Raw genomic sequence first — 13,584 nt, forward strand, 5'->3', positions numbered from 1 at the left:
CAGGTTTGACGCAAACTGTGATTAATGGAGTTTGTCAGGAGAAAAAACATAGTCTGTATATTTCAGTTCCGGGTCTTCCTGATCTTGTTCCGTCTCTTCTTCCAGCTCCTGGGCGGCTTCTTCCGCCGCCAGATCCGCAAAGGACATGGTATACTGATCCATCTCAAAATTTAAAGCTTCATCAAAGATATATTCGAACTCTTCTCCGCCCAGCTTTTCAATACGGGATAAGGTCAAAGCATCCCGAAGCGGCATCCCCTTCTCACGGCTGCCGCTTTCGCCGATTTCCCGCACCCATACCGCTGAGTCCAGCGAGTACCAGTTGCGAAAACGGCAGAATTCATCTGATAAAAGCACCAGATCCTGTTCCTCCTCGATATTGCGCGACATGCCGATCAGCGCCATTTTTACCGACTCCAGGAGCGTATACATCTCAACGGAATCCTCCGGTACAGCCTTGAGCATTTCTTCAAAGTAATTCTCCATGAGCTCTGCCAAAATCTCCATCTCTATCCCTTCAAACAACTGATAAACAGCCTCCGGCAGAATTTCCGCATCCGCCTCTACCAGATCCGCCAGGTTTTCAAAATACTCGAATTCGTCCGCGCTCTCCAGCTCCAGGAATTCTAACAAAGTCTCAAAATTCATTTCTTCTCCTCCACTGACTCCAGTTCAAGATTTTTAAACTTTACCTTTATATCTTCATCATGGAAAATTCGGTCGATCATATTGACAAAATTCTCGGAAAGGTCGCTGGCATAAAATACGTTCTCAAAGTCAAAGTCCCCCGCCAGCATATCCCGCTCTCTCAGGATCCTCTCAATGCTGTGGATGATCTCTTCCGAAGGATTTATGATTCGAAGAGATGGATAAAGCCTTTTAATATTAGAACGAATCAGCGGGTAATGGGTACATCCCAGCACCACCGTATCCAGTCTGTTTTCCAGAATGAAGTCGTCCAGATAATATTTTATGGTCAAGTCCATGATATCGTTTTGGATGATACCTTCTTCGATCAAAGGTACAAAAGCCGGGCATGGCGTTTCATAAATATCCAGCTCGTCATTAAGTCTGTGTACCTGCTCTTTATAGGCGCCGCTTTGGATCGTTACCTTTGTCCCGATGATCCCAATCTTATTCATGGTGGAACAGCTCTTGGAGATGGTCTCAGCCGCCGGACGGATAATTCCCACCACCGGTACATCCGGGTACCGCTGCTGCAAGTCGAAAAGACAGGTAGCGCTGACCGTATTGCAGGCAATGACGATCATCTTTACGTTATTTCTGACAAGAAAGTCTGCAATTTGCAGAGAAAAACTTTTAATGGTCGAAGTTGCCTTTGACCCGTAAGGCGTCCTGGCCGTATCTCCGAAATAGATAATCCTTTCCTTGGGAAACGTTTTCATTAAGTTGGGGATACAAGTCAGGCCCCCAAGCCCTGAATCAAAAAAACCTATCGGTCGATTGTCCATCCTGGTGATTTTCCTTTCCTTTTTGTGGTATAATAAATCCATTATGTATAATACGCTTTATTATACGACAAAGTCAAGCGACTCGCAATGCGCACCCGGGTATTTTTTATCGACACGGGCGCTGAGGTAAAGAAAAGAGCGAAGAAATATATTCGCAGAAGCAAATAAACAGAACCAAAAAGGAGGCAAATGGATATGAGTGACAAATCATTGAAAACCAGAGATCAGATCGATCAAAGATACAAATGGAACATCGAGGACATGTTTCCCGATGAAACGGCCATTGACGCCACGATTGAAGAAGTTTTGGCCCAAACCAAGGACTATGGCCGTTTTGCCGGTCATCTGACGGAAAACGCGGCTATGCTGCTGGAAGCTTTTCGCGCGAGGGACGCCATCTGGCAAAAGCTGGAGAAGGTCTTTGTCTATGCCAGAATGCGCCGCGACGAGGACAATCGGGAAACCAAATATCAGGCAATGACGGATAAATGCCAGACCATCATCGCACAGGTATCGGCTTCCATGTCCTTTTTCACTCCGGAACTTTTAGATGCTCCGGAGGATACTCTTCTTTCTTATATTGAAGAGGAAGCCGGTCTAAAACAGTATGAGTTCGTCATCCGCGATGTGCTGCGGGAAAAGGAGCACGTCCTCACCAAGGCGGAAGAAAACATTCTTGCCCAAATGGGCGAAATTACCGGCGCCACCAACGACATCTTCACGATGCTCAACAATGCCGATATAAAGTTCGGGACCATTACAGACGAGGATGGCGATCAAGTGGAGCTGACCCACGGCAATTATATCACGTTCATGGAAAGCCATAACCGCAGCGTCAGAAAAGAAGCTTATGAGCATATGTACGCAGCTTACAAATCCATGATTAACACCATTGCCTCAGCCTATAACTACAATACCAAAACCGATGTCATCAGCGCGCGCATCCGCAAATACGGCTCTGCCCGCCAGGCCGCCCTTTCCGGCGACAATATCCCGGAGGAGGTCTACGACAATCTGATTAAAGTTGTAAACGAATATCTGCCCACGGTTCACCGTTATATGGAGATCCGCAAAAAACTGCTGGGTGTGGATCATCTGCAAATGTATGATATCTACGTTCCGCTGGTGGAGCTTCCAAAGAAAAAAATCTCTTATGAACAGGCTCTGGATATGATGCGTGAAGGTCTGGCGCCTTTGGGAAGAGAATATATTGAGAGAATGAACAAAGGGATCGAAGCCGGCTGGATCGATGTCTATGAAAACGAAGGAAAGACCAGCGGCGCATACAGCTTTGGAAGCTATGACAGCATGCCCTATATTCTGCTTAACTACACGGATACTTTGAAAGATGTTTTTACCATCGTTCACGAAATGGGACATTCCATGCACTCCAGCTACACTAGAGAGGCTCAGCCTTATATCTATGGCAGTCACTCTATCTTCACGGCAGAAGTAGCATCCACAGTCAACGAATCCCTGTTAATGCGCCATTTGCTGGATCAGGAACAGGATCCCCAAATGCGTAAATATCTGTTGAATCTGTATATTGAAGAATTCCGTACCACCCTTTTCCGTCAGACCATGTTCGCTGAATTTGAACATTTAACCCATAAGGCCATTGAAGACGGACAGGTATTGACCGCTCAGTGGATGTGTGAAGAATACCAGAAGCTCAATGATAAATACTTTGGCCCGGCTGTGGGAAAAGATGATACCATTCGTTATGAGTGGGCCAGGATTCCGCATTTTTACAATGCCTTCTACGTTTACAAGTACGCCACCGGTTATTCGGCGGCAGCCGCCATATCCGGCAAGATTCTGGACGAGGGCGCTCCTGCAAAAGATGCCTATATCGAATTTTTAAAGACTGGTGAAAGTAACTATCCTATCGAGCTGCTCAAGCTGGCGGGCGTGGATATGAGCACGCCAGAACCTATTAAACAGGCTATGAAGACTTTCGAAAGTCTGGTAGATGAATTTGAAAAACTGGTATAGCCATGAGAAACATCAACGTATTTACAAATGGCACCAGCCTGTCACAAGAGACAAAAGAAGTCCTGGTTCAAAAGTTTGAAGAAAACGGATTCACTGTTCGGGAAGAGTACGCCCCGGACAGTGAACTAATCGTATGTATCGGCGGAGATGGAGCCTTTCTCCAGGCCGTACATACTTACGATTTTCCAGAAAGTCCTTTTATCGGGATCAATACCGGCCATCTGGGATTCTTTCAGGAAGTGGCTCCCGAAAATCCTCGAAAGTTGGATGCTTTTATCCGCGACTACAAAGCCGGAAAATATGCCCTGCAGCCCTTGAATACGGTGCAGGCCGCCGTCACCACTCAGGATGGAAGCAAAGAAATCCACCGGGGTTTGAACGAAATTGTTATCCGTGGGAATCACTCCTATTCGGTTCATCTGAATATTTCCATCGGCGGCAGTCCCATCGAAAAATTCAGCGGCGATGGAATTCTGGTAGCCACCTCTGCCGGCAGCACAGCTTATAATTATTCCTTGGGCGGTTCAATCGTCGATCCGAGAATCAAGCTGCTTCAAGTGACTCCCATCGCTCCCATGAACACGACTGCGTACCGTTCCTTTACTTCCAGCATTTTACTGCCTTCAGAGCTTTCTTTAGGGGTTGTGCCGGAAAGCTCCAAGAGCAACCGCATCTTTCTGATGAACGATGGGATTGAGCATGAATATACCGATGTAAAGGAGATTAAAGTGGAGTTTTCCGATACCATCATCAATCTGCTGCGCTTTGAATCTTACGATTTTTGGGACAAGGTTAAAACCAAGTTTTTATAGTAGTTAGGAGAAACATGGACCAATTCAGATATATTCTTACTGAAGAAGATAAAGACATCCTGGATGTCAAAGGCGTACTGCGCCGCAAATTCGATTTTTCCGCCCGCATGCGGACCAAGATCAAGCGGGACAAGCTGGTTTATCTCAATGGCAAACAGACAGATGGCTGGCTGCCGGTAAAGACCGGAGACGTGGTTTCCATCCGGCTCCCCCAGGAAACCAGCGACTTTACCCCAGAGGACATTCCCATCACTGTTGTCTACGAGGATGACAGTCTGCTGGTCATTAACAAACAGCCGGGCATGGTCGTCCACCCTACCAAGGGACACGTCACCCATACTCTGGCCAACGGCATTATGAAATACATGATAGACAGCGGCCAGAATTACAAAATACGCTTTATGAACAGGCTGGATATGGATACCTCCGGCCTGGTAGCCGTAGCCAAAAACGCCCACTGTCAGGCCAGCTTTATGAAGCAGAGCCAGGCCGGTCTGGTGGAAAAACGCTATCTAGCCATCGTCAAGGGGTTAATCCCTTCCGATGCCGGAACCATCGATCTTCCCATCGGCCAGCCGGATCCGGAACGGGTGGAGCGGGCCGTAACAAAGGACGGCGCGCCTTCTGTGACCCACTACAAAGTAGCCGAACGGTTCAATTCAGGATATTCTTTGGTGGAACTGGCCCTGGAAACGGGCCGCACCCACCAGATACGGGTTCATTTGGCCCACATCGGCTACCCCATTGTCAGCGATCACTTATATGGAGAAACCAACCCCTTTCTCATCGAACGTCAGGCGCTGCACGCTTTTCAGCTTTCCCTGTCCCATCCGGTCACAGGAGAGCCGCTTTCTTGTGAAGCCGCCCTTCCCCAGGATATGCAGCAGCTCTTGGACCAATTACGGGGAAAGAAATAGGCTCAGTCCAAAAAAGGGCGCGACATTTATCCATCGTGCCCTTTTTATTACATCATATTTAATTTATCTTCTGAATCCTCAGTCCAGCCTGTCTTTCTTTGGTTCCAGCTTGATGCTCAAAAGACCCAGAACCACGCCGATTACTGCAAATACAATCGATGCGATTCCAATAGCGCTGAGCATGGCATCGAAATTGCCGAGGAACCCATTACCGTAGGTCTCCTGATAATATTCAGGCCCCCACTCACCTTCATACCATCTGAGCCAAGGACCTGCCAAACCGCCCATAACTGCAAATCCCAGGAACATCCCGCACATCTTTCTCAAATCGCCCACAGCCAATCTGGTCTTTGGATTGATCGGAAATCGCTGCGGATCCTTTTTGGCCAGGCCGCCGTACATCCATTTCCAAATCACGTACAGAACCGGACCGGAAACAATGCCGATCATCCCGCCGATAAAGTAGTCAGTACCATTGAGGAAGAACAGCGCAATCGCAATAAAGATAGGTACGATACAAATCAAACATAGGAAACCATATCCGCCCGGAATACGGAACACGTATTCTTCTTTCGGAATCCGCTTTCTAAGGATCATCGCAGACAGGTAAACCATGATGTAAGATGCTACCAGCATAAATACATCCACGATAACAACCTGGGCAAAACCAAAGTTAATGAGAATCAAATTGACAATGCCAACCGATAAGACCGCTACCCATGGAACACCATGTTTCTTGTCGCATTTAACCATAATCGGCGGGGCCAGATAATCATCGGCCAGCGCAAAGAATCCGCGGGAACCGGAAGCAATATAGGTATTGAAAATTGAACAGTTTGCCACAACTGCTACGATTACGAAGAACACGCCGAATGCCGGCCCCCAGAAATGAGCGGCAACATCTGCGTATCCCACCGTTCCCGGCTCTGTGCCCCACTGTTCCCAAAGTCCCAAAGAACCGAGAGCTGCTGCCGTCGGAAGAATATAGGTCGCCATGATCAGAGACACTGTAATGATTGTAGCCTTTGGAATAACTTGTGGATTGGCTACCTCCCCCGCAATCGTGGACATGGATTCATAACCAGAGTACATCCACATGCCCATAGCCAGGCCGCCTCCGATATAAGCCACCCAATCGGCAAATGGAATTCCTTTGGCTCCTGTGATTTCTCCGTCTGCCGTAAACGGCATGAATGGATTGTGGTCCATATTGGTAAACCCGCAAACAGCAATCATAGCAAAAGCTACAATAACAAAGATCGCCAGAACGGTGCTGACAATGCCCACATCCTTGATACCTCGAATATTAACCCAGATAAAGATTGCAATAACAACGATTTTGACGATCATTTCCGCCGTATGGGAAAGGTTCCACTGCCCGGCAATATAACCGCCTACTAAAATAACGTACAGGGAATTGTCAATATAGATGGAAACCGTTCTCCACCATCCTGCCTGAAACCCCCAAAATTCTCCCAGAGCTTCCTGCACCCACTTGTAATAACCGCCTTCCTGCGGCCGAACAGAACCCAATTCTGCAGCAACCAGACCGAATGGAAGCCCCCAGACAAAGGGGAGCACCATCAGCATGACTAAAGTCAAGCCGGGACCGGAAGCAGGAATCATTTCTTCTATTCCATAGCAACCCGCAGCTACCAGGCAGAAGATCATGAATACCACCGTCGATGTCTTGATATCATGTTTTTTTAACCCATGTTCACCGACATCTACCATGGTCGAACTTTTTTTCAGTTCACTCATGCTATCGCCTCCTTAACTTATAAAATTAGTGCGCATCGATTAGGTTCTTCTATTATAATTCAAATTCAGAATATTTGCAATTATTTCAAATCATATTCTACCAATTTATTAAAAAGCTGCCGCCTGGATATGTCGAGGATTTCCGCCACCTTATTCATATCTTTGGGATACCGTTCCAAAAGACCTGTGATATACTCCTTTTCCACCTTGCTGCGATAGTCTCTCAATGAAACGGTATAATCGATCTCACTTACCGCAGCGGCCGGCCGGTAATTTTGATTTTTAACCACGTCGGACGGCAGATATGCTTCCAAAATCTCACCCCGTTCCGACAGAACCACAAGCCGTTCAATTATATTCTTCAGCTCTCGCACATTGCCCGGGTAATGATAGCCGTTGAGAAGCTGACTGACTCTGGGTTCGATATCCGTGATCACCTTATTCATTTCCCGCTGGTACTTGTCGAAAAAGTATTCGATGAATAGCGGAATATCTTCCGGACGGTCCCGCAGCGGCGGAAGTTCCAGCACAATGGTACTGATCCGGTAGAACAAATCGTCCCGGAAACAACCGTCGCTCATATCCTGCTGCAGGTTATGGTTGGTGGCCGTAATCAGACGAAAATCCACATTGATGGGCGTGCTGCTGCCCAAACGATAGATTTGCTTGTTTTCAATGGCCTTCAAAAGCTTTGCCTGCAAATTGATGGAAACGCCGCCGATCTCATCTAAAAATAGCGTGCCATCGTTGGACGCTTCAAAGAGTCCGATTCTCCGCTTATCCGCTCCTGTAAACGCACCCTTCTCATGACCGAACAGCTCGGATTCTAGAATGGACTCAGACAGCGCTTGACAGTTTAATTCCATAAAGTTAGCGTCGCAGCGTTTGCTCTTCTGATGAATGAAGGAGGCCAGCACCTCCTTGCCAGCACCCGATTCTCCCAAGATTAAAATATTGGATTCGCTCTGAGCAGCTCGTTCTGCCAGCTCCAGCATCTGTCGGTACTTTTTATTTTGGCTCTCCAGCATGAAGCGGCCGCTGACCTTCTCTTTGAGAATAGCGTTGTCCCGGCGGATTTTCTTGGTATCGCGAATCTTGCGAATCTCCAGGAAAAGCTCTTCCGGATCCCTTCCTTTGGTTACATAGGTGTAAGCACCTGCTTTCATGGCATCGACTGCTTTTTCAATCGTTCCATGGGCGGTCAGCATAATTACTTCCGTATCATACTCCCGTTTTTTAATCTCTTCCAGCAGCTGGCGGCCGTCCATCACCGGCATGCACAAGTCGGTGATTACTAAATCAAAGGGCTTTTTCTCCAGTTTTTTCACAGCCTCCTGCCCATTGCTGCAGGTGTCCACCTTGTATCCCTTGCCCGTCAGAATCATTTTCAGTACATCGCAATAGTCTTGTTCGTCATCCACAACTAAAATATTAAAATTATTTCCCTTACTCAAGTTTATCCTCCTCCATTCTGATAGGAAGAATCACCTTAAAGGTGGTGCCTTCTCCCACTATACTCGTAACTTTGATCTCGCCGTTCATCTTCTGAATTTCATTATATACGATGTAAAGGCCCAGACCGTTTCCTTTGGTCATGCTCTTGGTGGTGAAGAACGGATTGAAGATATCTTCCATGATCCCTTCCTCGATCCCAGTGCCCGTATCCCGCACTTCCACATAGAACTCGTCTTCTGTTCGGTAAACTACGATCGTCAGCCGCCCCATCTCTTCCATGGCGTCGACCGCATTGGAAATTAAATTGATAAAGATCATATCAAAGGACTCCACAGCCATTTTTACTTGAAAGTCTTCGCCGCATCGGACTGTAATATCGATTTGTTTTTTCTTCAGCATGCCTCTGTTGAGAGAAATCACCGAATTAATATGCTTTTTTATGTATACTTCTTGAACCTGCTTCTTGGATATGCGGGAAAAGTTCAACAAGTTATCGATAATGTTTCCAGCTGTTTTCGCGGATTTTTCGATCACCTGCACGGCCTGTTCCTGCGCCTCCTCATCGTTCATAGTTTTGAGGACATAACAGTAATTGCGGATAATGCCCAACGGGTTTCGGATCTCATGAGCCACGCCTGCAGCCAGCTGCCCCACCGCAATCATTTTATTATCCTGCAGCATCTGGCGCTCAGCCATCCGTTCCCTGGTCACGTCACTGGCCATAAAAAGCAGTTTCTCGGCCTCACCTTTGGGGTTTAGAATCGGGAAAATATTCACCTCCAGAATTCGATTTTTTAGTGTAATCTCTCTGGAAGTCCCTCTTCTTGTATCCCGTGTATCAAAAAGCATCGTTTCCAGAATATCAGTCAATTCGGGAGACAATTCCAGGGCCTCGGCAATGGTGCTTCCCATCACCTGCCGATTAATGTAATTGAGAAAAGCTTTATTGATATCCAAAATCGCCCCTTCAGGCGTCAGCTCCGCCATATAATAGGACACGCCGTTGAACGTGGTCTGCATCTCCTGCTTGCTGGCGGTCAGCTGATTCATCCGCTCTGTCAATTCGTTATATAAATTTTTATTAGATTGATAATAAAAGAAGAAGGCGCAGAACACTGCCGCAAAGACGATGATTAAAAGCGCCGCCGCGTCTTTATATCTGCCTTCCTTCACAAAAGCGTCGCCCAGCCCGTACCAATGCTCCTGGGCGCGCCCCATCAGCACCCGGGTGTCCGCCTCCTGAATGCATTGGTTCAATATGCTGTAAAGAACCCCGTCCTCTTTATCCGTCATGATACAGACGTTGTTTTTGTAAAGGTTGGCATACATATCCACATATTTGCCGGTAAGCTCCCGGCTGGAAAGTGCCGCTATGATCCCAGGCTGATCTCCCAGAATACAGTCTGCATTGGTCTCTTGAGCCAGCTTAACCGCTTGATCAGTCCCTTCGACCTCTGTCAGCTCGATTGCTTTGCCGTCATAGGAAAGGGTTCGTTTTTCTTCATCTGTAAATTGCCCTTTGATGCATATTCCTTGAAGAATTTTCTTGGCAGAGCTGGATTCTTGATTGATAAACATGGTGCCCGTCACCTGAAAGAGCGGTGCGGTAAAACTAATTTCGTCCAGCTGCCTTCTAAGAACATCATCCACAACAACGATCCGGGCATCAGCCTCTTTCTCATCCTGTTCAACCAATTTAATCCGCAGTCCGGAGGGCTCTGCAATGGATTGTATGTATTCCTCCAAAAACCCTTTCTGCAGATAGTCCAACTCTTTAGAAACCGTCAAGATAACCTTCTTTTTTTCCGTAACAAAGCGTAGCTCTGATTGATTGAGCGCCAGATTGTTTTCTTTGTCCGGCGAAATTCGATAGGAATCGGAAACAGCGGAATAAAGAACCATGGCCAGAATAGCTGCCAGGAGAATGATGATGAAAAGGACTTCTTTATTTCTTTTTTTCATCTAGTTTTTCCTCCTTGCCAGCTTTTCGCCAAAGATGAGAATATCCCTTTCCAGTCTGCTGATTTTTCCAAATTCGCCCTTTGCCAAGGCTGCCATAATCAGGCCCAGGACCATCCATACTCCAAGCAGCACCATTTCATCCATGGAGTTGGCTTTGGTAAGAGTGTCTTGTACATAAATAATGAAATACAGGCCGGAGATCACGGTCATAGCAATTCCCAGCGGAATACCGCATTTTACCCGAAAGGGTCTTGCTAGCTGCGGCTCTTTCATTCTCAAGACCAGGAAAGAAAGACATACCCACCAATATCCAAAAAGGGAGCAGAAAGCGCTGATGTCCACAAACCAAATTAAGGCATCCCGGCCCAAAAGGGGCGCCGCGATACAGACGCAGCCCACCAGGATGGTAGCGGTCCACGGGGTCTTGTATTTGGGGTGAACCCAGCCAAAGACCTCCGGCAGCATCTTCGCCCTTCCCATGGCAAAGATCAGTCTGGTGGCTCCCATAAAAAATCCGTTCCAAGAAGTCAGCACCCCCAGCACGCCGCCAAAGATAAGAATGGTACCCAAAGTCTGGTCCCCGTAAGCATAGGAAATTACATCCGCTGCCGGTATGGTTCCTGACATGCGGATCTCCACCGGCGCTGATAAGGCCAATCCTATGATAATGATCATATAATAAACCACGCTGAAAATAATGCACACCAGGACCATCTTTCCAATGCCTCTTGGTGAAATGTTCATCTCTTCCGCAGACTGAGGAATGACGTCAAATCCGATCAGCATAGCAGGGATCATCAGAAACACATAGATAAATCCGTCCAGAGAACGGAACTTATCGCCGATGTTATCGATGCTGCCAAAGGTAATGCCGCCGAAGAGGAGCATCAAGGCCACAATAATGACAGCCGCAGTAGCCATGACCTGAAAGATAATCGCCGGTCTTGAGGCGAAGAGATTGAGAAGAAGCATGACTACAGCGCCTGCCATACCGATGATTGCCCAGGAAAAATGCACCGTGTATCCGGCGATATCCCATAAAGGCAAAAATTGTCCCACCGGAAACATCGCATCCAAAGCCGTCGCCAAGGCGATACCTTCCCAGGCTGCGACGCCCAAATAGGCCAAAGCCATGACCCATCCCACCATCCAGGCAACTTTTGCTCCCATCGCACGGTACACATAAACCACTTCTCCGCCAGCCAGGGGCAGCGCGGAAGTAAGCTCTCCATAGGCGGCCCCCACGCCCATAATAATCAAAGCACCGATGATAAATGCGATGATCGTCCCCCAGAATCCGGCCTGTGTCAGCCAGGTGGTAGCCAGCATGACCCAGCTCCATCCCACCATGGTGCCGAAACCGATGGCCAGAATGTCCGTCCGGCCCAAAACTCTGCTCAAGCTGTTGCGATTGTTCTCCATAAGCTCTCCGTATCACTACAATTAAATAAGGCAGCGGGCATTTTGCCCACTACCCTATTATACTTAATATTTCCGGTTATTGAAAGGAATAACTAGAATCTCTTGTAATCGTCGCCAAACATCTGATATTCGATTTCAGCTTTAGAAACCTTGCCGTTAGCCGAACACTTGTTGATGATGAACAGAACCACACCAAGTACGATCCAGCCGCCTACCAGCGCCCACTCGATTCCAGTCAGCGGAGTCGGGCTGTAGATCGGCAGATAGAGGGATGCCATGAACAGCGCTACTGCTACAGCTACGATACCTACCAGTGTTCCGCCCTTAATCTGGAACGGACGATCCAGCTGCGGCTCCTTCTTTCTGATAATGAGGAAGGAAAGGGATACCATAAAGTAAGCTACAACTGTACCAAAGGCCGCTGCGTCTACAAACCATACCAGCGCGCTCTTTCCCAGAAGCGGCGACAGAATTGTGATTACGCCTACCAGCAGTACTGCAGCTGTCGGGGAACCGTATTTGGGATGAACTCTTCCAAAGATAGCCGGAAGCATGTGAGCTCTTGCCATGGAGAAGATAACTCTCGATGCTCCTACGATAAATCCATTCCAAGAGGTCAGAATACCGCACATAGCCGCGATGATCATCAGTTTACCGAATACCGGGTGTCCCAGAGCATAAGCAAAGCAGTTGGCAACTGGAACCGCGTTAGGGTCATTTACAAACCCGGTCCGGATCGCTTCCGGTGCGGAAAGGGCAACACCCAGAATCATGATCATGTACCATGCTGCCGCCATGCTGATGGCGATAATCATAACTTTACCGATTTTATTGAGGGGCATATTCATTTCTTCCGCTGCCTGCGGGATAACGTCGAATCCAACGAACATGGCAGGTACGGCCAGAACTACGGCTACAAAACCGCTTCCATCTGTGAAAGTAGGTATCATATTGCTGACATCGCCTTTGATCGCGCCTGTGCAGAAGAATGCGATACCGCCGATGGCCATGGCGATGGTGGCTGTTGTCTGGAAAACAGCCGACGCTTTGGCGCCTCTGTAGTTGATGAAGGTCATGATAACCGCGCCTATACTCCCGATCAGCAGGAACATTCCCGTTACATCAGAACCCTGTACCGTATAGAGGGTTCCCAAATCCGGCAGAACTCCGCCGAAGAGGAATCCCAGCGCGTTGGAAAGGGCAGGACCTTCCCAGGCTGCTACGCCCAGATAAGCCAGGGTGATCATCCATCCAGTAAACCAAGATGCATTGTAGCCCATGGCTCTGTACGAGAATACCAGCTCGCCGCCTGCAAGAGGCAGCGCCGGTGTCAGCTCCGCATAGGTCAAACCTACGAATATGGCCATCACGCCGCCCAGTGCGAATGCCAGTATTGCGCCTACAACGCCGCCGTTGTGCACCCAGGATCCGGCCAGCATAATCCAGCCCCATCCGATCATTGTTCCGAAAGCCAGTGCCAGAACGTCCTTCATATTGAGGGACTTCTGGAGTTCTTGTCTTCCTCCTTGACTCATAATTACTCTCTCCTTTGTTCAAATACATAAAATTATATAATTGCCGAAAACGCATCCGCCGATAGCCCGGCGGACCGTTTCCAAAAATAAAACCTGGTTGATGTCTTTTTCTTGTTACGCGGACAATGGTAATTCGAAAAAACGGTTACCAATTAATTGGTGATTATAAACATTCTTTGATTGCTTCTTCGTAAATCTCAAGACCAGCATCGATCTGAGCGTCGGTTACGCACAGCGGGCACAGGAAACGGAT

General features: G+C 47.9%; 10 protein-coding genes. 3 read left to right on the forward strand and 7 right to left on the reverse strand.

Annotation, left to right across the window (positions count from 1 at the left end; translation table 11 throughout):
- Positions 1 to 21: 21 nt before the first annotated feature.
- Both LG211_RS09645 and murI read right to left on the reverse strand, forming a co-directional pair.
- Positions 22 to 648 (reverse strand): hypothetical protein, encoded by a 627-nt coding sequence (locus tag LG211_RS09645; protein WP_227755220.1) that lies wholly within the window; start codon positions 646 to 648, stop codon positions 22 to 24.
- Entirely contained in the window at positions 645 to 1,472 is an 828-nt protein-coding gene (gene murI, locus LG211_RS09650) for a glutamate racemase (RefSeq protein WP_148395014.1), read from the reverse strand. Before murI ends, LG211_RS09645 begins: the two co-directional genes overlap by 4 nt.
- A gap of 195 nt (positions 1,473 to 1,667) precedes the next feature.
- Here murI and pepF point away from each other — a divergent pair, with 195 nt between their 5' ends.
- From pepF to LG211_RS09665, 3 genes are read left to right on the forward strand one after another with little or no spacing between them, the layout of a single operon-like run.
- A complete protein-coding gene (gene pepF, locus LG211_RS09655) occupies positions 1,668 to 3,467 on the forward strand; it encodes an oligoendopeptidase F (protein WP_148395012.1) in 1,800 nt (599 codons plus the stop codon).
- A gap of 2 nt (positions 3,468 to 3,469) precedes the next feature.
- On the forward strand, positions 3,470 to 4,279 hold the full coding sequence (locus LG211_RS09660) for an NAD(+)/NADH kinase (protein ID WP_148395010.1): 810 nt from the start codon (positions 3,470 to 3,472) through the stop codon (positions 4,277 to 4,279).
- A gap of 14 nt (positions 4,280 to 4,293) precedes the next feature.
- Positions 4,294 to 5,196 carry an RluA family pseudouridine synthase gene (locus tag LG211_RS09665; RefSeq protein WP_148395008.1) on the forward strand — a complete coding sequence of 301 codons (903 nt, stop codon included), beginning with the start codon at positions 4,294 to 4,296 and terminating at the stop codon, positions 5,194 to 5,196.
- A 78-nt stretch (positions 5,197 to 5,274) separates the two neighbouring features.
- Here the strand turns inward: LG211_RS09665 and LG211_RS09670 are convergent, their stop codons facing one another.
- The 5 genes from LG211_RS09670 to LG211_RS09690 form a co-directional block, all read right to left on the reverse strand.
- Positions 5,275 to 6,957, reverse strand: a complete 1,683-nt coding sequence (locus LG211_RS09670; protein WP_269477391.1) for an APC family permease — start codon at positions 6,955 to 6,957, stop codon at positions 5,275 to 5,277.
- An 80-nt stretch (positions 6,958 to 7,037) separates the two neighbouring features.
- Positions 7,038 to 8,411, reverse strand: coding sequence for a sigma-54-dependent transcriptional regulator (locus LG211_RS09675; protein ID WP_148395004.1), 1,374 nt, complete (start codon positions 8,409 to 8,411; stop codon positions 7,038 to 7,040).
- A complete protein-coding gene (locus LG211_RS09680) occupies positions 8,404 to 10,374 on the reverse strand; it encodes an ATP-binding protein (protein ID WP_148395002.1) in 1,971 nt (656 codons plus the stop codon). Before LG211_RS09680 ends, LG211_RS09675 begins: the two co-directional genes overlap by 8 nt.
- Positions 10,375 to 11,796, reverse strand: coding sequence for an APC family permease (locus LG211_RS09685; RefSeq protein WP_148395000.1), 1,422 nt, complete (start codon positions 11,794 to 11,796; stop codon positions 10,375 to 10,377). It abuts the gene before it with no gap.
- 92 nt (positions 11,797 to 11,888) lie between these two features.
- Positions 11,889 to 13,331, reverse strand: a complete 1,443-nt coding sequence (locus LG211_RS09690) for an APC family permease (RefSeq protein ID WP_148394998.1) — start codon at positions 13,329 to 13,331, stop codon at positions 11,889 to 11,891.
- Positions 13,332 to 13,584: the final 253 nt, after the last annotated feature.

The sequence above is a fragment of the Hominibacterium faecale genome (assembly GCF_020734085.1).
GTDB classification, from domain to species: domain Bacteria; phylum Bacillota; class Clostridia; order Peptostreptococcales; family Anaerovoracaceae; genus Hominibacterium; species Hominibacterium faecale.